The sequence below is a fragment of the Xylella fastidiosa genome (assembly GCF_011801475.1).
Classification (GTDB): Bacteria; Pseudomonadota; Gammaproteobacteria; order Xanthomonadales; family Xanthomonadaceae; genus Xylella; species Xylella fastidiosa.
The window spans coordinates 1272929-1293773 of record NZ_CP044352.1 but is presented as its reverse complement, the minus strand read 5'-3'; the positions used below and the strand labels follow the sequence as shown (position 1 = coordinate 1293773).

Below are 20845 nucleotides of genomic sequence, written 5' to 3'. Positions count from 1 at the left end.
TGACCATGAAACGCTTGAATTGTGATCTGTTGATACGTTTATCTACCCATCATCACGCGTTTATACCCGCGAATGAGTGAACGCACACCATCAAACCCTGAGAACATGAGCCAACCATCAACTGCTGGCATCACGAAGCTGGTTATCATCAGGAGGATGTTTCCTTGACGTCAACCCCGACAGATGATCGACTACGGCCAGCCAGATAGGTGATACGTTAACGTAGTGCTGTTATTACTAACAAAAAGCGTTGAACTTTATTTGTCACACTGCATGGCTACAGCGGCCTATTTCGTTCGGCTCACTCAGGAGTACGGCCCGATATGGCCGAAACAAAACAACCTCAGTCCCTAGATATCGAATTGGTTCGGCGCGTGCAGTGCGGTGAATACGCTGCATTCGATACCTTAGTACGCAAATACCAACATCGAGTCATTGCCCTGATCGGACGCTACATCGCCGATTGGAGTGAATGTCAGGACGTAGCCCAGGAAACATTTGTACGCGCCTATCGTGGGATCTGCAATTTTCGCGGCGACGCTCAGTTTTCGACCTGGTTACATCGTATCGCCGTGAATACCGCCAAGAACCACCTCGCCGCACGCAACCGTTCCCGGCTGAGCAATGAGGCCGAAATTGAAGAGGCTGAACAGTTTAATCACAGCTCGCACTTAAGTGACACCAACACACCAGAACGAGAACTCATGCGCCAGGAGTTGGAACAAATCGTGATGAGCGCGGTCCAAGCACTGCCTGAAGAATTTAGAACTGCCTTTACTCTGTGCGAGATGGAAGGGTTGAGCTACCAAGAGATCGCACAACGGATGGATTGCCCAATCGGAACCGTACGTTCACGTATTTTCCGGGCGCGCGAAGCGATAGACATAGAATTACGACCTTTTCTAGAGACCAACAACATTACCCGCAAACGATATCGTGTATGAGCAACCATCTGTCCGAAACTGCTGACAAGTTCGAACTGCACACCCGACTGCAATTGTCCCAACTGATTGATAGTGAACTACCGATGGACGAAGCACGCTTTCTTCTACGTCGGTTGCAACACAATGAAGAATTAGCCAACTGCCAGGAACGTTGGCAACTGTATGGTGATGTGCTGCGTGGCGTTGCACTGGCTCCCGCCCCGACAGACTTTACGCTACGGGTACAAGCTGCAGTGGCGGCGGAAGCAACACCTGTACGCACTAAACACCGCTGGCGCGGTGGGACCGCGTTAATCGCCTCCGTTGCCGCAATCATCTTACTAACACTACACGGGTGGCCACCGATGGCACCGCCGTTAACAGAAACAGAAATGGTATTTGCAACCACCGCACAACTACTTAAGCCTCCTGTATCGCCAAAGATTGCTGCAATCTCCGAGTTGCAACACGGAGACGTTGGCATAACACAACGGGGCAAAACGACACACAACCAACAGGCTGCACCAGAACATACACTCGCTACGATTCCGGTAACACAAGACCCAGCTCGTCTGAACCTATTCACACATTACGACACGATACAAACCAAACCCTGGCCGCGTGCTGTTCTCTCTGCTCAGGCACCGTTTAACGCAAACCTGCCGGACACCGCTGTACGTCATGCGTTCTATCCATTCGAACCACCACTCCCAGAATCGCAACCTATGTCCTCACAGGAGTAAGACCACCTCCTCACGGACTTCACGATGTCCCTTACCACTCACCGGTGTCGTTACCCCGGTTTGACTCACTTTGTTTCGCAATCAGGAGATTGATCTGATGAATTCACGTATCCATACACGATGCTTCGGCCTACTCGCCATCACCTTGCCGTTAGCTGCCTGTGGCGCGCAACACAACAACAGCCCCACTCCCACTGCACACTCCACCCCCATTGTGACCCCCAGCACCACCCCAGCACCACAGCTCGTGGCTGGGTTGCCAGATTTCACCCAACTGGTCGACCAAGTAGGGCCTGGTGTGGTCAACATTGAAACCGTCATTACCCGTAAGAAAGTCGGCAAACGTCGCGGTATACCGCTTGACAACGATATACCCGAGTTTTTCCGGCGTTTCTTTGGCCCAGATTTCCAGATGCCGAACCAACCTCGTGGCGGCCAGGATGACGAGGGAGGTATCGCTGGTCGGGGAATGGGCTCTGGCTTCATCATTTCCAAAGACGGCTACATACTCACCAACCATCACGTCATCACTGGCGCAAGCGAGGTCACAATCAAATTGACTGATCGCCGCGAATTCAAAGCAAAAGTCATCGGTAGCGACGAACAGTACGATGTTGCTTTACTCAAAATAGATGCAAAAAATCTACCCACCGTGCGTATCGGCGACTCCAGTTCACTTAAACCTGGTCAGTGGGTCGTTGCGATCGGCTCCCCCTTCGGATTAGATCACTCAGTCACTGCAGGGATAGTCAGCGCACTGGGACGCAGCACCAGTGACGATCAACGCTATGTCCCATTTATCCAAACCGACGTACCCATTAACCAGGGAAATTCTGGTGGTCCATTGCTGAATACCCGAGGTGAAGTGATTGGTATCAACTCGCAAATATTTTCCGCCTCAGGCGGCTACATGGGTATTAGCTTTGCCATTCCAATCAATTTGGCAATCAACGCTGCCGAACAAATCCGTAAAACAGGCAAAGTGCAACGCAGTATGCTCGGTGTTGAAATCGGCCCTATCGACGCACTCAAAGCTCAAGGCCTAGGCTTACCGGACAGCCGAGGCGCACTGGTCAATAACATTCCACCCCACAGCCCGGCCGCCAAAGCAGGGATTGAAGTCGGTGACGTCATCCGCTCAGTGAACGGCAAAGTAATCAGTAGCTTCAGCGATCTGCCTCCACTGATCGGCATGATGCCGCCAGGCACCAAAGCCACCCTGGGTATTATCCGTGACGGCAAATCGCTTGAGATCGTCGTCACTCTTTCGGCACTCAATCAGGATGCAACAGTCAGCGAAGATGAAGACGACACATCACCTTCCAAACCAGAAACCTCTGCCAATGTCGAACTGCTCGGCCTTCAAGTCGAAAACCTGAGCGCTGCTGAGCGCGAACGCCTGGCCTCATCGCAAAACGCGAAGGGAGGAGTCCGTATCACGGCAGTCACAGCGCCGTGGGCACGCAACGCCAACCCGCCATTAGTGGAAGGTTTATTTATCCTAAGGATCGGCCGCACTCCGGTTAGCAATGTGGCAGAACTGAACCGTGCCCTAGGAAATTATAAGAAGGGAGATGTCATCATGCTCCTGGTGACCAACGGCCGTGGCACGTTCTACAGTGCGTTGAAAGCAGGCGGCTAAGCAGTCACACACCAGACAACACACACTGCATCCACCAATGCGTCTGGGCGTCCCGTCATTCCTCGTCGGCAACGGGACACCCAGACCGAACTTCATCAATACTCAAGTATTCCTGAGTACGCTCACTCTGAACCATGCGATAATCCTGCGCTATCCCGACGATGGTTCCGGTGCCCCATCTCCATGTCATCCGATCCGATGAGGAACATTCGCAACTTTTCTATCATTGCCCATGTCGACCATGGCAAGTCCACCCTGGCCGACCGCATCATTCAGTTGTGCGGTGGCCTAGAGGCACGTGAGATGGAAGCGCAAGTGCTCGACTCCAACCCAATCGAACGGGAACGTGGCATCACTATCAAAGCCCAGTCCGTATCGCTGCTGTATAAAGCACAGGACGGACAAAACTACCATCTGAACTTAATTGACACCCCCGGACACGTCGATTTCTCCTACGAAGTCAGCCGCTCATTAGCAGCCTGTGAAGGTGCATTGCTGGTCGTGGATGCGTCTCAAGGTGTGGAAGCGCAATCCGTCGCCAACTGTTACACCGCAGTGGAACAAGGGCTAGAAGTCGTACCCATTCTGAACAAAATCGACCTACCCACCGCCGATACTGAACGGGCTAAGGCAGAAATCGAAACAGTGATTGGTATTGACGCCAGCGAAGCAGTCGCCGTGAGTGCCAAGACCGGCCTTTACGTGGAGCAAGTGCTAGAAGCCATCGTACAGCGCATCCCAGCACCACAACCACGTGATACGGAGAAGTTGCAAGCTCTTATCATTGACTCCTGGTTCGACAACTACCTAGGTGTGGTTTCACTGGTACGTGTTATGCAGGGCGAGATCACACCTGGCAACAAACTGTTAGTGATGTCCACAGGACGCAGCCACCAAGTGGACGCAGTCGGCGTCTTCACACCTAAACGCAAGACACTGGCAAAGCTGACCGCCGGTGAAGTTGGTTGGGTCACCGCATCAATCAAAGATGTACACGGCGCGCCCGTCGGGGACACACTGACTCTTACCAGCGATCCGGCACCCAAACCACTGCCAGGTTTCCAAGAGGTACAGCCACGCGTGTTCGCCGGCTTATTTCCGGTCGATGCTGAGGACTATCCCGACCTACGCGAAGCACTGGAAAAACTGCGCCTGAACGATGCGGCACTACGCTTTGAACCTGAAAATTCAGAAGCAATGGGCTTCGGCTTCCGTTGCGGCTTTCTAGGCATGCTGCACATGGAAATCGTACAAGAGCGTCTAGAACGTGAGTACGATCTGAACCTCATCACCACTGCACCGACAGTCATCTATGAAGTACTTAAAAACGACGGCACCCTCGTTGCAATGGACAACCCGGCAAAGATGCCTCCCATCAATCAAATTAACGAGATCCGTGAACCGATTATCCGTTCCAATATCTTGACCCCGCCAGATTATGTGGGTGCAGTAATCACACTGTGCGAGGAGAAACGGGGCAGCCAAATCAGCATCACCTACTTAGGAAATCAGGTGCAAGTGGCCTACGAGCTGCCAATGGCAGAGGTCGTGTTGGACTTCTTCGATAAACTCAAGTCAGTCACTCGTGGTTACGCCTCATTGGATTACCACTTCTTACGCTTCCAGGAAGGACCGTTTGTTCGGGTGGACACACTGATCAATGGTGACCGGGTGGATGCACTGAGTGTCATCGTGCATCGTCATCAAGCCGAACGCCGTGGCCGTGAATTGTGCGAAAAAATGAAAGACTTAATACCGCGGCAGATGTTCGACGTCGCAATACAGGCCGCTATAGGATCGCAAATCATCTCACGCTCAACCGTCAAGGCGATGCGAAAAAATGTGCTGGCTAAATGCTACGGTGGCGATATCAGTCGTAAGAAAAAACTGCTTGAGAAACAGAAAGAAGGCAAAAAACGGATGAAACAAATTGGTCGGGTGGAAATCCCACAAGAAGCATTTTTAGCCGTACTACAGATAGACAATAAATAAACTGGGACTGGTTCAAGGAACCAAGCAGTAATGACATGACTACTCCACGTCGCTTCTGCCCACTTACTTGCACCATTCCCTATTCCCATCGTACTAAGGAATGCGAATGAAATGGTTTGAAATCATCTTAGTAGTACTGACTCTAGGAACAGGCATCATCTCATTGCTGGACAAGCTATTTCTGGCTAAACGCAGGGCCGCACGCGCCGGCTTGCTTGACACCGAACCGCCGATCATTGACTACTGCCGTTCATTTTTTCCAGTACTAGCAGCCGTGCTCATCCTGCGCAGCTTCATCGCAGAGCCTTACAAAATTCCCTCAAGCTCAATGATGCCGAACTTGCTGATCGGCGACTTCATTTTGGTCAATAAATTTGCCTATGGCCTGCGCTTGCCAATCACCAACACCAAAATCATTCCAATCAGCAAACCGAACCGTGGCGACGTGGCCGTATTCAAACCACCACATAAACCTGACGAGAATTGGATCAAACGCGTCATTGGTCTACCAGGAGATCGCATCGGGTTCCATGGCGACACCCTGTACATCAACGGCGAACCCGTTAAATACATATTAAAAGGCCAATACACCGGCAAAAATGCTGGCGTACCGGATCCGACCCTACTCGTCGAAGAGCTACCAAACCATCCACACACCATCCTGGAATCAATCGGTCGTGGCCGTGAAGAAGGAGAAGGCGAGTGGGTCGTTCCTCCGGGCCAGTACTTTGTGATGGGTGACAATCGTGACAACAGCGAGGACAGCAGATTTTGGATAAAAACACATTTTCTTCCAGAACAGAACCTGCGCGGCAAAGCCTTCCTGATTTGGCTCAACTGCGAAAATTGGCTCTGCAAGGGAAGCTTTGATCCATCAAGAATCGGAACCGTCATTCGTTGAATGAAAGATTGGTTATTACCAAGGAAAATCTAGTGAAACGCACGCAATATGGAATCACACTGAGATCCACCTTAATTTTTACGATCATCATATTTTTTACAGTACATTTCGCTATCCATGCCTTTCTGGTGTACCAGAAATACTACTCCCTCCAGACTGCTATGAAGAGCTTGAAAAAAGAGCTTGGCAACAGCGATCTAGATCCATCCACGATCGAGGAATTGTTCCTAAAACGCATCAATATTGACTCTTTTGACAATGTGAAAAAAGAAAACATCAAGTTTGAAAAAATCAGAGATGGCTGGAAAATGAAGGTCAACTTTGAAATCCTCCGCAAGCGGATTGGGAATATGGACCTGGTCGGCACATTCGATAGCGAGCAGGACTTGACATCACGTGATATCAAGTAAGGCCAGCGATTACCAACAGCGGATCGGCTATGTGTTTACCGATCCATCTCTGCTGCTGCAAGCACTGCGTCACCGTAGTGCCGGCACCCCGCACAATGAGCGCCTGGAGTTCCTCGGCGACAGCGTGGTTAACTTGCTGATCGCCGAAGCGCTTTTCCAACGCTGGCCACGTGCTGACGAAGGAGCATTAACCCGTGCCCGTTCCGAACTAGTGCGTGAAACATCTCTGGCCTCGATTGCACGCACCATGCAATTAGGGGAGCAACTCATCCTTGGACCAGGTGAACTCAAATCTGGAGGACACCGCCGCGACTCCATCCTCGCCGATGCAGTAGAAGCAGTGATTGCAGCCATTTATCTCGACGCCGATTTAGCAACGTGCCGTACTGTGGTGTTACCGTGGTTTGAAACAGCACTCACCGCATTGCCTGTTGGCAAACCCGAAAAAGACCCGAAAACTCGACTCCAAGAATGGCTACAAGCACGCCAGTGGTCATTACCCGTGTATGAATTGATCTTCGAGAGCGGCGATCCTCATACCAAGCACTTCCGAGTGAGTTGCACTCTGGGTGAACTAAAACTGCGCACCGAAGGCGAAGGCAGCTCACGCCGTCTCGCCGAGCAAGACGCTGCCTCTCACGCCATCGACCAACTGGATTCAAACAAGTGACTCAGACTGTCCCGTATCGTTGCGGCCGCATCGCCGTGATAGGCCGCCCCAACGTCGGCAAGTCCACACTGACCAATGCACTGGTCGGAACGAAAATCAGCATCGTCTCCAACCGTCCGCAAACGACCCGGCACCGGTTACTTGGCATCGCAACCTTTCCTGAGGGCCAAATCATCCTGGTCGATACACCAGGCTTACACCGTGAACAAAAGCATCCAATGAACCGGCTCATGAACAGAACCGCACGCGGCTCGCTCGAAGACGTGGATGCAGCACTGTTAGTAACCGAATCCACACACTGGAATGAAGAAGACACCCTGGCTTACAACCTACTCAATGACACGGGTATTCCTGTCGTACTCGTCATCAACAAAATTGACCGCTTTAAAGACAAGAGCGCATTGTTACCCTTCCTCACACACATCAATGAAAACCATACCTTCGCCACAATACATCCAGTTTCAGCACTGAAACGGAAGGGACTGAAAACACTGGTGAGCGACCTACTCGCACTGTTGCCCGAAGGTGGCCCCATGTTCAGCGAAGACGAGATCACCGACCGAAGCCAGCGTTTCCTGGCCAGCGAACTCGTCCGCGAACAAGTCATGCGCCAACTGGGTAAAGAATTGCCCTACGCAACCACCGTAGAGATCGAGTACTTCACTGAAAATACCGGATTATTTCGCATTGGTGCACTCATCTGGGTTGAACGCGAAAGTCAAAAAGCAATCGTCATCGGCAAAGGCGGTGTCCGGCTCAAAGAGATTGGCGTTAAAGCAAGACAACAGATGGAACGCTTATTCCAAACCAAAGTATTCCTAGAAACATGGGTACGTGTCCGTAAAGACTGGTCCAATAATGAAGCAGCACTAAAAACATTCGGCTACGAATAACCCCATCGCAACAAACAACAGTTTGAATTGACCCAATGTGGCTCATCATTCCGTTTTACACTCCCCCGGATACCTAATCGCATCCTGAAATCACAAAACGCATCCATGCCTGCATACGCGATGACAGTGCTTACAATCGCATCTAAACAAAGCTGCAAGATCCCAATCACTGCCCGGGCATCCCCTTTCTATTCCTGATCTTTCCATGCTGATCGAACATGAAGTCGCCTTCGTCCTGCATGTACGTCCCTGGCGCGAAACCAGTTTACTGGTCGAAGTACTGACCCAGGCATATGGGCGTCTTGGCTTGATCGCACGTGGTGTACAAGGACTGAAAAAACAAACATTACGTGCAGCGTTGCAACCGCTACAGTGGATCCGATTCAGTGCGATACAACGTGGCGAACTTGGCCAATTACGCCAAGCCGAAGCACTGGACACTGCCCCACGCCTCAAAGGCGAAACCATGTTAGCCAGTTTCTACATTAACGAATTGCTATTGCGCTTAGTGCCACGCCACGCCCCAGTCAACGAACTGTATCTTGCCTATTCACAGACACGGGAACGCCTACGCACCAATGATTCCTTAGCCTGGTCACTTCGCCTTTTTGAACTCGACATACTCGAAACACTAGGCGTTGGCTTCAACCTAGAATGCGATGCAAACGGTACACCACTTGACCCCGCCGCCCGCTATGTTCTTGATCCATTAGAAGGGCCACGCCTTCTACTCAGCGAACACAACAACGCTGAGCGACGCGACACTGCCACCGGACACGTACTCCTGGCATTAGCGCACAAGCAAATACCAAATACCAATGATTTGGCTGGCCTACGCCGCAGCATGCGTGCAGTCCTGTTACACCACCTGGGCGGCCGCGGCCTGAAGTCGTGGGAAATGATCGCTGCATTCAGACACCAGGACACATCACCGTAAATTTCCAATCACCGCAACGCTGCGCGGATCTCCCCGCACAACCACAGCGCAGCAGCGATGCACTCACACAACCACCCTGCGGGACACGCCTGCATGACCAGATATTAATGATCGTCGTACAGCTCAATTACAGAAGATGAAACAGAAACAGTACTGAGCTCAACTCACCGCACTCAGCGGATGGTTCTGCACCGCCAAATCAGGCCAACGACTTAACAGCGCAGCGTACACACCAGCCGCATCAATACCCGCCTCAGCCAGTAAATCCTCACGGGAAGCGTGCTGCTGGAACGCATCTGGAAGACCAAGATGCACAATCGGCAAAACGATGCCTTCAGCGTTAAGTAATTCCGCAACCCCTGAGCCAGCTCCGCCAGCAACTACATTATCTTCAATCGTGACAAACACTTCGTGAGTACGCGCCAACTCCAACAGCAACGTTCGATCCAACGGTTTGATAAAACGCATATTGACCACAGTCAAACCAAGCCTACGCCCCACCTGTTCAGCAGGAGCAACGCACACCCCAAAACCAAGTAGAGCGATCCGTGTACCAGAATGACGTAACTGCGCCACACCAACCGGCAACACATCCAACTCAGCGGACGGAACCACCCCAGGACCCGTCCCACGCGGATAACGCACCGCTACTGGCCCAGAATAGTGGAAACCGGTACTCAACATCTTCCGGCACTCTGCCTCATCGGCAGGAGCCATCAACATCATGTTTGGCACGCAACGCAGGAAACTGAGATCCAAATTACCCGCATGCGTCGCACCATCTGGACCAACCACACCACCGCGATCTACTGCAAAAAGCACATCCAACTTCTGCAACGCAACATCGTGAACCAATTGATCGTAACCACGCTGCAAAAAGGTCGAGTAAATCGCCACCACAGGCTTAGCACCTTGAGTCGCCATACCAGCCGCCAACGTTATCGCGTGCTGCTCAGCAATGGCCACATCAAAATAACGCTGCGGATACTCCTGACTAAAACGCACCAACCCCGATCCCTCACGCATCGCCGGTGTAATAGCCAGCAAACGTGGTTCCACCGCTGCCATATCACACAACCACTCACTAAACACGTCCGTATATGTTTGCTTCTTTGCTCCCGCCTTAATCAGACCCTTTTGCGGATCAAACGGGGCGACGGCGTGGTAACCAATCTGGTCTCCCTCAGCCAGCTCATACCCCTTCCCTTTGGTTGTGATCACATGCAACAACTGTGGACCCTTCAACGTACGCAACGTCTTCAACGCACCAAGAAGGGCCGGCAAATCATGGCCATCAATCGGGCCGGTATAATGGAACCCCATCTCTTCGAACAACGTCGACGGCACAAACATCCCCTTCCAATGCTCCTCCCAACGACGTAAAAAACGCGCAGTTGCATTGGTTTTCTTATCCCCAAAAATTCTCTTGCCACCCTCACGGATCGCATTCAATGCTTTGCTGCCAGTCGCACGACCAAGCATCTTGGTAAGCCCACCGACCGCTTCGGAAATCGACATACGATTGTCGTTAAGAATCACAAGAAGATTCGGTGCAGGACTCATCCCGCCAGCATGATTAAGCGCCTCATAAGCCATCCCCGCTGTCATCGCACCATCGCCGATGATGGCCACCACCTTACGCTCATCCCCATTACGCTGCGCCACAATCGCCATCCCAAGCGCAGCTGAAATAGAAGTAGAAGAATGACCGACACCGAACGTGTCATAGATACTCTCCTCACGCTTAGGAAACGGTGCCAAACCACCTTGATGCTTAACCGTACTAATCTTGTCACGGCGACCGGTCAATATCTTATGCGGATACGTTTGATGACCCACGTCCCAGACAAGCTGATCAATAGGAGTGCAGTACAAATAATGCAAAGCGATCGTCAATTCGACCACACCCAACCCAGCAGCAAAGTGACCACCACTGAGGCCTACTGATTCGATCAGATAATTCCGCAACTCATCGGCAACCGCACGCAACTCCGACTCCTGAAAAGCGCGGAGATCCTCTGGAGTTTGGATACGCGACAAACGTGGATAACAAGTGAAATCAATCATCGTCTTGGCATTCCAACGGAACCACCATTGTCCTCCCCATAATGGACCCGAGCAAGCAATCTAGTGAAGCATAAAGATGACATTGATGACTTACCTACTGCGCAACACCGGAATCTCAAAAACAACAACACTTCAGAAAATGTTAGACACATCCCCCGCATATCCTGACGTCGCCAAACACCCTTCAAACACCCCTAACGTCAACTGATATTTCAAAACCACTCACAACAACGCATTCAAAATCCAATCCACTGCGACTCTCATGTTAAGAACCTTCACACACTCGATACGACCCCTATCGGATTGATGCCATCCACTGAACATCACACACTCACACTGTCCGATTTGTGTTCATTGAAAAATGCTGCTTGTACAGCAATACAGCAATACAGCAATACAGCAATACAGCAATACAGCAATACAGCAATACAGCAATACAGCAATACAGCAGAATTAAACCATCAATCCACATTGATTGATAAACATCCAGACATCTAACTCGTCCTCCATTTTCCGCAACAATGCTCCATTAATACTTCAAATACAGCCGCCAACGACTCGCATCAATCGACACCAACTCCTAACCCAAACAATCCGTACACAAGGTCGCAGACACTCCAACGCCGTACATCTTTTAATGCTAAGCGAATCAATTGGGTGACATTTTGGAAGCACCTAATCCAGTTTCAGCACGTACCTGCTGCGCCTTAAACGCAACGCGCTCCTTCGCCGCCCGGCCACTACGATCCAGCACCGAAAACAACCAAATACCGACAAACCCTATGGTCATGGAAAACAATGCCGGCGACGTGTAAGGGAATCGCACCGAATCCACCGAATGACCCAACGTATCGACCCACACCGAAGGTGATAACACCGTCAACACCAACGAAGAAATCAAACCGAGAAAACCACCGATTACCGCACCCCTCGTCGTACAATTCTTCCAAAACAGCGACAGAACCAGTACAGGGAAATTAGCCGACGCTGCAATCGCAAATGCTAATGACACCATGAACGCAACATTCTGCTTCTGAAACACGATCCCCAGCAACACCGCAACCACACCTAATACTGCCGTGGTCACACGCGAGACCAACAACTCAGTATCCGAAGATGGCTTACCCTGCTTAATCACCATCGCATACACATCATGTGACACCGCCGATGCACCAGACAACGCCAACCCTGCTACCACCGCCAGAATCGTCGCAAATGCCACAGCAGAGACAAACCCCATGAACACATTACCCCCGACTACTTTGGCGACAAGCACCGCAGCCATATTGGCTGCACCCTGACCACCGCGGATGGTGCCAGAAGCGATATCGGCATACTGCGGATTCGCTAACACAAGCACAATCGCACCGAATCCAATGATAAACATCAAGATGTAGCAATAACCGATCCAGGTAATCGCCCACAACACCGAATGACGCGCCTGTCTGGCGTCAGGCACGGTGAAGAAGCGCATTAAAATATGTGGTAACCCCGCAGTACCGAATACCAATGCGATGCCTAATGAAATCGCCGAAATTGGATCCTTGATAAAACTACCCGGCGCCATGATCGATAGCCCTAACGCTTTAGCCTCCTCCCCAGATTTACCGCCCGCCATCGCAATTTGAGTCTTGACCTCCACCGCACTCGCAAACAACCCCTCAAAATTAAAACCGAACCTGCGCATGATCATGACTGCCATGAAAGTCGCACCAATCAGCAACAGCACCGCCTTAATAATCTGTACCCAGGTGGTTGCAGCCATCCCACCAAACAACACGTACACCATCATCAGTCCGCCAACCAGCACCATTGCAACCCAATAATCTAAACCAAACAACAACCTAATCAGCGCACCGGCCCCAACCATCTGTGCAATCAGATAACACAACACCACCACCAACGTACTAACGGAAGCAAACAACCGAACTGACGTCGCCGCAAAACGGTAAGCCACCACATCAGCAAAAGTATATTTGCCAAGATTGCGCAGCCGCTCAGCAATCAAAAAAGTCAGAATCGGCCAACCAACTAAAAAGCCAATTGCATAGAGCATTCCATCATAGCCATTGGCCATCACTGCCGAAGTAATACCAAGAAACGAAGCAGCGGACACGTAGTCACCGGCAATCGCTAAACCATTTTGGAAACCGGTGACTGTCCCCCCAGCCGTATAAAAGTCCGCAGATGATCGCGTCTTCTTCGCGGCCCACTGAGTGATCCATAACGTAATCAGCACAAAAACAGCGAACATGGTGATCGCCACCCAATTTACCGGCTGCTTATCGACAACACTTATCGCATCTGCAGCAAACCCCAATCTCACCGGCAACCACCCAAACAACACCAACAAAAGATGCCTGCCTATGTTCATTTACAGGCATCCTCAAGAATGTTACGACTTAATTTGTCGTAGACAATGTTGGAAAAAAAAACATAAACCGCAGTAACAATAATGGCGAACAGCATCACCCCAATTGCAATCGGAATACCGCGTGTCGTGACCCCGCTAGCGAGCGGCACAGCAAGAAACGCCTTGTTGAAAGCAATGAGACCGATAAAACCAAAATAAACAACCAGCATCAATAAAGTTAGCAACCAACTCAGCACATTACGTTGCCGCTTCAAAGCATGATATTTACGATTAGCAACAATCTTCTCGACGATTAAATCGCCATTAGAAACGTTCATGCATACTCTCTCCAAAATAATGATGCCGGTTCTCCCTAAATCATAGAAATAATCCGGCACATAGGGGCCTCAAAACTACCTAGAACAATGCATCAGCGTCAAAAGATGCATTGAGTCACGCATTACACATCTATTTCGTACTACAAAAGCCATGAAGCAATAAGAATTAACAACAAAAAAGCACAACAACGACTGCAAGCATGACAACACATACTGAAATTGTTCACCTGAACCTTAACCAGATTTGGATTTATTAGTCATCGCCATACACCCGTGTAACAGTGTGGAAACGATACGGCACACTGCACACCTGTAAGCCGGCACCAGAACGCCAGCCCATTCCCATCGCATTGACAACACAACTGAGAATCCCATGTCTGACCTGTACACCATTGATCCGATGTTGGCCAAAGATGCGCACATAGACCGTGCGCACTACAAAACACTTTACCACGAATCCATCGAACAACCAGAAGCATTCTGGAACAAAGTCTCACAGCGCCTGGAGTGGTTTAAAGCGCCGACCAAAATCAAAAATGTCAGCTACCAACTGGAAGATGTTCACATCCGTTGGTTCGAAGACGGTGAACTCAATGCCAGCGTCAACTGCCTGGACCGCCATCTCACCTTACGTGGCGACAAAACAGCACTCCTGTTTGAACCTGACGCCCCAGACGCCCCATCCTCACGCATCACCTACCGTGAACTATACGAGCGCGTCTGCCAACTCGGTAACGCACTGCGTCACCTCGGCATCGAAAAGGGCGACCGCGTCACCATCTACTTACCAATGATTCCAGATGCAGTCGTCGCCATCCTCGCTTGCGCACGCATTGGAGCAATCCACTCCGTCGTCTTCGGCGGTTTTGCAGCAAACTCCATTGCCGACCGAGTGAATGACTGCGGTAGCAAACTCATCATCACCGCAGATGAAGGCCTGCGTGGTGGCAGAAAAATTCCATTGAAAGCCAATGTCGATGCCGCATTAAAAATCCACGGAACCCAGTCCGTCGAAACCGTACTCGTCGTGCGTCACACCGGCAGTACGATCAACATGCATACCCCGCGCGACCGCTGGTTCCATGACCTCGTCGACATCCAAGCAACCGAATGCGCCCCAGAACGCATGAACGCTGAAGACTCCCTTTTCATCCTCTATACCTCCGGCTCCACAGGCAAACCCAAAGGAGTCCTGCACACCACCGGCGGCTACCTGGTGTACACCAGCTACACTCATGAAACCGTGTTTGACCTACGCGAAAACGACATCTACTGGTGCACTGCCGACATCGGCTGGATTACTGGTCACAGCTACATCGTTTACGGCCCCCTAGCCAATGGCACCACCGTCTTGCTGTTTGAAGGCACCCCCCACTACCCAACCGTGTCGCGCTTCTGGGAAGTGATCGACAAACATCACGTCACCCTCTTCTACACCGCGCCGACCGCAATCCGTGCATTGATGCGCGAAGGCGACACTCCTGTAAAAAAAACCTCCCGCAAAAGCTTGCGGTTACTTGGCAGCGTTGGCGAACCCATCAACCCCGAAGCCTGGCACTGGTACTACACCATCGTTGGCAACGGACGTTGTCCCATTGTCGACACCTGGTGGCAAACCGAGACAGGAGGAATCCTCATCACCCCACTGATCGGTGCAACCGACCTTAAACCAGGCTCAGTCACCCTCCCCTTCTTCGGCATACGCCCCGCCCTAGTGGATACCAACGGACAAACACTGGATGGCCCCGCAGCAGGTAACCTAGTCCTGCTCGATTCCTGGCCGGGTCAAATGCGTACCCTCTACGGTGACCACCAACGTTTTATAGACACTTACTTTCGCACCTACCCCAATACTTACTTCACCGGCGACGGCTGCCGCCGCGATGCCGACGGCTATTACTGGATCACTGGACGTGTTGATGACGTCATCAACATCTCCGGCCATCGCATCGGCACCGCCGAAATCGAAAGCACACTCGTCGCTCACCCCAAAGTGGCTGAAGCCGCGGTCGTCGGCTTCCCTCACCCGATCAAAGGCCAGGGCATCTACGCATACGTGACATTAATTACCGGCGAGACACCCAGCGAAGCACTGCACCAAGAACTGCTCACCTGGGTACGCAAAGAAATCGGAGCAATCGCCATACCCGATCACGTGCAATGGGCATCCAACCTCCCCAAAACCCGCTCCGGAAAGATCATGCGCCGCATCCTGCGCAAAATTGCAGAAAACGCACCAGACCAACTCGGTGACACCTCCACACTAGCTGATCCGTCTATCGTCGACTTATTGCTCAACGAACGACTGAAACACTGACACACAAGCCCCACCCGGGATGGGGTCATACACCATGTCCTCATCCCAGAATAAACCTCCCAACATCTCCCCTTACACCATCTCATTATCTTTGCATCCCCATCGCAGAGACAGACACCTTCACCAAATAACGCATCAAGATACGATCGTCCACAGCATCGCTATAGCTATAAAAGTATGAAAAAAACACCACTACCTAATAAAGACACCGCACTAAGAAATGAATCAACCCACAAACATAACACCCCAATTGCACCCACATCACAACCACACAAATGCCCTCATTTCACATGGCTGCGTAACGTTCTAACAGCGCCGTAACCCTCTCTCACATCAAAACGCATAGCCCCAGCTATATATAAAAGTCAGATCAAGATTCACATTTCATCGAAAACATTGATTACCACGACCGCACTGCTACACTGCCTTCCCCTTGGGGAGTAGCCTGCTTCCACACATCTGGAAGCGCTCGCGTCAACACACTCGGTACATATCCGTGGCGCAGCAACCATCGTGGTTTGGCGAGACCAACGGCTCGTGTACGCAATGCTGGTTGGGCGTGAACACGGACCGTTGCTCAGCGCCCGACCCACGAGAAATCCCCATGTCCCCTATTACAACCCTATTAATCGGTATTGCAATGTCGACAGACGCTTTTGCCGCTGCAATCGGCAAAGGTGCGGCAATTGGTAAACCCCGCCTGCGCGATGCACTGTACGTTGCGGTGATTTTCGGCGTGATCGAAACCGCCACTCCAATCGCAGGTTGGCTACTTGGTCAAGTTGCATCGCACTATATCGCCACCTTCGATCACTGGATCGCCTTCGGCCTCCTCGGCGGCCTGGGTATACACATGATCGTTAACGGACTCAAAAACAATGGCAACACCTGCAAAGACAATGCAGATACCCACAATCGTAACAGTAGATGGCTGACCCTAGCCGCCACGGCTCTAGCAACCAGCATTGATGCAGCCGCAATTGGAATCAGTATGGCGTTCCTGGATATACATATTGGCATCGTCGCCGCGGTAATCGGCCTATGCACATTCACCATGGTGATCTTCGGTGTAATGCTAGGGCGTGTCCTAGGCACATTTGTAGGCAACCGTGCTGAGATTGTCGGCGGCATCATCCTCATCATCGTCGGCAGCACCATCCTGTACGAACATCTAAGCAACACTGGTTAAGATTGGTATTCAATACATAAAAAACCATACCAATCTAAAGATATACCCCACCAATATTACTCAAGCTTATTAATTCAATTTATTTAATTATTTTTAATTGCAAAGAAATTCTTTTTATAAATTCTCACATCATCACCATTACATAACACATAAACCATTCAAATATCCACACAATACATTTATATAATTACCGCAAAAAAGAAAACTCAAATGGTTAAAATAAAGTTATTTCAAAATCATTAATAGTTAGAAGCCATCAGTGGATTACAATCAATAGAGAATCATTAACAGAGATCATCATCTCAAAATGAATATTAATTACGGAACATTAGAGTTGCTTGAAGTGAATATTTTCACACATTCAGAATGGAAGAAAGAGCCATGAAGAAAAAATTCTCATTAAAAAGAAAAATTCCGGTCATCATATTTTTTATCACGGCCACCATCTCCTATTTCATGATAATATCAAATGAAACAAAAGTTGGTGTCGACTATCAAGCGGATGCTATTTCAAAATCTACCCTACAGACACTCGTATCTATGTCATGGGCGAAAGGAAAAGATTTAGATTTTTCAATGAAAAGCTTAAGCAACTCTTTAAGTCAACATATATTATCCAATCAATGCACATCAGAAAAATGCTTAGAAAAACTTGGTTTTAATAAATGCACCCATTCCGAAGAAAAAATAAAATGCGAATATAAAGCTAAAGTATTATTAGTAAACAATGATTATTCACACAGCAATAAGAAGGAAGATGAAGTCATCATCAACATTGAATCCAACTTATCTGAAAATAAATTAACTTCCTCAATACATCATTACGAAAATGCACGACCTTTTAATTAACCCATGGAAGCTAGCCAATAAGAACTAAAATTTCATGGGTATTTATTGAAATTCAATCAAAAAACCACCCTACGCAAAATAAATCTACATTAAATCATTACATTAATTTTCTCATAATCTCACAACTAGAAACCTCAAAAATAAATTAAAAATACATGAGACTTTCAAACTAGCATCGCGACAAAAAAAGTAAGCAATTTCTCATAAAAATTTTATCTATCGATCTGCTCGATAAAAATAATCAAATTCTCCGAATAATTAGAATTACATCTCATTATTTATCAATAAATAAACGATAAAACGTGATCGCACACACGTATTATTTATCGAGAAATTTCACTATCCAAAATGTTACATAAACAACACCTAATCGCCTGCTGGCATCAGATCGCTCTACCTGTTTATCTTGAATTTATGGACACCGTGGGGAGGAGGGGGGGGGAATCCAACTTCAACCGTATTTATTAACATGAGAATGAATAAAATTATGAAAATACAACGACACAGGTTTAGATTAAGCAGACTTACTACCGTAATGTTACCCCTCCTGCTAATCGCCCCCCCCTGCTCCCTGCTTGCTACACAAAATTCCCTCTCGAACCACATCATCCAATCCAACCTAAACACTGCTTTCCCCACCGGAGACTCCTGGCTTACTGCTGGTGGAGGCCTGCTGAACACCAATTTTCAACCGGATGGATGGCTGATTGATTCAAGCAACATCACACAACTGCAAATGCAATGGAGCCTGTCCACACAGGGCGGACTCCCAGCATCCTCAACCATCGACAATCATTCCCTATACGTATCAAGCTCCAACGGTACATTAAACAAGATCGATGCCCAGACAGGCAGCCTCCTCTGGTCGATTCCACTCTCCAACTACACCGGAAACCCTCATTCACTCTCACTTAAAAGCACAGCGATTGCTCCCCAAAGTATCGTCGTCGGCGACCAAAACAGCGGCACTTTACTTGCATTGAACAAAACCTCCGGGACACTGCTATGGAAAACCACGATTGAACCCAACCTAAACGCAAAAATCACTTCCCCACCAACTATCTACGAAGATCGAGTCTACGTCGGCGTCTACTCCGGAAAATCACAAAGCAACATCGCAGCACTGGATCTAAAGACTGGTCAACCGCTGTGGCAATCCAACAGCGTTCCAAACGGCGCTGTGATTAATGGTCCCCTCACCATTAACCCATCAAAAAAACGTCTCTATGCCCTAACAAGCAACAGCGGCCAAGCATCGCCATTGCACAACCACACCGACACCTTACTGGTATTGGACATGAAAAATGGCGCATTGCTGTTGAAGCAGAGCCTGAAAGAATCAACGGATCCCAATACCGACAACGCCAATAAAAACGGCGCCATTTTATTCACATTGAACATCAATGGCACAACACGAGACGTCGTGGCTATCCCAGAGGCACAAGGCCACTATCAAGTGTTGGACGCAAACAACGGCACTATCCTATGGTCAACTGACATCACCCCAGGGAGCACAAACCGCATTGTTGCAAGCTCCTTCAATCCTTACAAATCACAAATCTACGTCATATCCAACGCCAACAACGCACAGATACACAATGGCTATTACTTAACAGCGTTGGATGCAAAGACCGGAACAATACTCTGGAATACGAAAGTGCATGGAAACAAACCTATCAACGCCAAACTCAATACCGGAGGTGGAATCGCATCATCACCGGACATCATCTACACCACCTCCCCCAACGGCAAAATCACCATGCTGGAAGCAAACACCGGGAAAATACTGTGGTCGTTCGATACCCACGCATCAATCATCAGCGCCCCTGTGATGACCAATGATGCGCTGTACGTAGGTGCAACATTCACTCACAACACCGGAAAGCTGTACAAATTCACAACACAAGAACACCTGCAAATAAATAACCTCCAGCACAACCAGCAACACTCTCTGATCAATCACATCTCGGAACAAAAGGAAACAAACGGCAATAGCGACAGCCATGGTGACAGCCATTCAGGCGAAGGCAGCTGGAGTGAAAGTGGCAGTGGCAGCTGGAGCTACAGTCACCCTAGTGGTGGTGGTGGCGGTGGTGGTGGCGGTGGTGGTGGCGGTGGCGGCGGTGGTGGCGGCGGCGGCGGCAGTAGTTACGGCAGTAGTTACGGCAGTAGTTACGGCAGCGGTTACGGCAGCGGTTACGGCAGCGGTTACGGCAGCGGTTACGGCAGCGGTCAGGGTAGTGGTGGTGGTTACAGCAGTGGCAACGGTCAAAACAGCGGCGGCGTCAATTACGGCAGTGGCAGTGATAGCCGTTACGGCGCTAACACTACTCGTTAGCCTGACGACTACAGTGATAACTACGGTAACAGTGACTCAACGCCAGGCGCAGCAGTAAAGTCCGCACTTGTGAGGCAGAGACACCCTGCCTCACAAACCGCAAACCTGCTTTCAGAGGAGCGTACGTCGCAGCAGGCAATGCACAGCAAGAAGAAACGTACCCACGTCAATATCACTAGTAGCAAACCACATCGCTTCTACCCAGCTTTCTGACTACAACATTGGCCGCCTACCCGCTGATCACCTCAAGAAAAAGCACGCTGACCATGACGGAGCCGCCCAC

At 49.9% G+C, this 20845-nt stretch carries 17 protein-coding genes; 13 read left to right on the top strand and 4 right to left on the bottom strand.

From position 1 onward, the window contains the following. Nucleotides 1-323 precede the first annotated feature (323 nt). The 3 genes from rpoE to F7G16_RS05670 all read left to right on the top strand — a co-directional run bounded on the left by rpoE (nucleotide 324) and on the right by F7G16_RS05670 (nucleotide 3308). Nucleotides 324-944: an RNA polymerase sigma factor RpoE gene (rpoE, locus tag F7G16_RS05680; protein ID WP_038228313.1), complete on the top strand. Its 621-nt coding sequence runs from the start codon at nucleotides 324-326 to the stop codon at nucleotides 942-944. Beyond that, complete coding sequence (locus tag F7G16_RS05675) at nucleotides 941-1666, top strand: sigma-E factor negative regulatory protein (RefSeq protein ID WP_004088296.1); 726 nt, start codon at nucleotides 941-943, stop codon at nucleotides 1664-1666. The genes rpoE and F7G16_RS05675 overlap by 4 nt, the downstream gene beginning before the upstream one ends. Before the next feature lie 97 nt (nucleotides 1667-1763). Then, nucleotides 1764-3308 carry a DegQ family serine endoprotease gene (locus F7G16_RS05670; RefSeq protein ID WP_004088295.1) on the top strand — a complete coding sequence of 515 codons (1545 nt, stop codon included), beginning with the start codon at nucleotides 1764-1766 and terminating at the stop codon, nucleotides 3306-3308. Nucleotides 3309-3363: 55 nt separating this feature from the next. Here the strand turns inward: F7G16_RS05670 and F7G16_RS12545 are convergent, their stop codons facing one another. Next, nucleotides 3364-3498: a hypothetical protein gene (locus F7G16_RS12545; RefSeq protein WP_256626251.1), complete on the bottom strand. Its 135-nt coding sequence runs from the start codon at nucleotides 3496-3498 to the stop codon at nucleotides 3364-3366. Here F7G16_RS12545 and lepA point away from each other — a divergent pair. From lepA to recO, 6 genes are all read left to right on the top strand, one after another. Beyond that, a complete protein-coding gene (lepA, locus tag F7G16_RS05665) occupies nucleotides 3492-5300 on the top strand; it encodes a translation elongation factor 4 (RefSeq protein WP_004088294.1) in 1809 nt (602 codons plus the stop codon). The genes F7G16_RS12545 and lepA overlap by 7 nt on opposite strands. Nucleotides 5301-5406: 106 nt before the next feature. Further along, nucleotides 5407-6201: a signal peptidase I gene (gene lepB / locus F7G16_RS05660; RefSeq protein ID WP_004088293.1), complete on the top strand. Its 795-nt coding sequence runs from the start codon at nucleotides 5407-5409 to the stop codon at nucleotides 6199-6201. Between the two features lie 32 nt (nucleotides 6202-6233). Next, entirely contained in the window at nucleotides 6234-6611 is a 378-nt protein-coding gene (locus F7G16_RS05655; RefSeq protein ID WP_004083430.1) for a DUF4845 domain-containing protein, read from the top strand. After that, the gene (gene rnc, locus F7G16_RS05650) at nucleotides 6598-7281 is read left to right on the top strand and encodes a ribonuclease III (RefSeq protein WP_004088291.1); all 684 of its coding nucleotides are present in this window, start codon (nucleotides 6598-6600) and stop codon (nucleotides 7279-7281) included. Before F7G16_RS05655 ends, rnc begins: the two co-directional genes overlap by 14 nt. After that, nucleotides 7278-8174 (top strand): GTPase Era, encoded by an 897-nt coding sequence (gene era / locus F7G16_RS05645; RefSeq protein ID WP_011098038.1) that lies wholly within the window; start codon nucleotides 7278-7280, stop codon nucleotides 8172-8174. Before rnc ends, era begins: the two co-directional genes overlap by 4 nt. Nucleotides 8175-8379: 205 nt before the next feature. Continuing rightward, nucleotides 8380-9111, top strand: a complete 732-nt coding sequence (gene recO, locus F7G16_RS05640) for a DNA repair protein RecO (protein ID WP_004088289.1) — start codon at nucleotides 8380-8382, stop codon at nucleotides 9109-9111. 159 nt (nucleotides 9112-9270) lie between these two features. Here recO and dxs read toward each other — a convergent pair whose 3' ends face one another. The 3 genes from dxs to F7G16_RS05625 all read right to left on the bottom strand — a co-directional run bounded on the left by dxs (nucleotide 9271) and on the right by F7G16_RS05625 (nucleotide 13869). Further along, nucleotides 9271-11178, bottom strand: coding sequence for a 1-deoxy-D-xylulose-5-phosphate synthase (gene dxs / locus F7G16_RS05635; RefSeq protein ID WP_004088288.1), 1908 nt, complete (start codon nucleotides 11176-11178; stop codon nucleotides 9271-9273). A gap of 649 nt (nucleotides 11179-11827) precedes the next feature. Then, on the bottom strand, nucleotides 11828-13552 hold the full coding sequence (locus F7G16_RS05630) for a cation acetate symporter (RefSeq protein ID WP_004088287.1): 1725 nt from the start codon (nucleotides 13550-13552) through the stop codon (nucleotides 11828-11830). After that, nucleotides 13549-13869, bottom strand: a complete 321-nt coding sequence (locus F7G16_RS05625; RefSeq protein ID WP_004088286.1) for a DUF485 domain-containing protein — start codon at nucleotides 13867-13869, stop codon at nucleotides 13549-13551. Before F7G16_RS05625 ends, F7G16_RS05630 begins: the two co-directional genes overlap by 4 nt. 373 nt (nucleotides 13870-14242) lie before the next feature. On the opposite strand from F7G16_RS05625, the gene acs reads away from it, so the two are divergent. From acs to F7G16_RS12540, 4 genes are all read left to right on the top strand, one after another. Next, a complete protein-coding gene (gene acs, locus F7G16_RS05620) occupies nucleotides 14243-16186 on the top strand; it encodes an acetate--CoA ligase (protein WP_004088285.1) in 1944 nt (647 codons plus the stop codon). 604 nt (nucleotides 16187-16790) lie between these two features. Then, nucleotides 16791-17375, top strand: coding sequence for a manganese efflux pump MntP (locus F7G16_RS05615; RefSeq protein WP_004088284.1), 585 nt, complete (start codon nucleotides 16791-16793; stop codon nucleotides 17373-17375). A 381-nt stretch (nucleotides 17376-17756) separates the two neighbouring features. After that, the gene (locus F7G16_RS12140; protein ID WP_012382662.1) at nucleotides 17757-18224 is read left to right on the top strand and encodes a hypothetical protein; all 468 of its coding nucleotides are present in this window, start codon (nucleotides 17757-17759) and stop codon (nucleotides 18222-18224) included. A 736-nt stretch (nucleotides 18225-18960) separates the two neighbouring features. After that, the gene (locus F7G16_RS12540) at nucleotides 18961-20562 is read left to right on the top strand and encodes an outer membrane protein assembly factor BamB (protein WP_072866348.1); all 1602 of its coding nucleotides are present in this window, start codon (nucleotides 18961-18963) and stop codon (nucleotides 20560-20562) included. Nucleotides 20563-20845 lie beyond the last annotated feature (283 nt).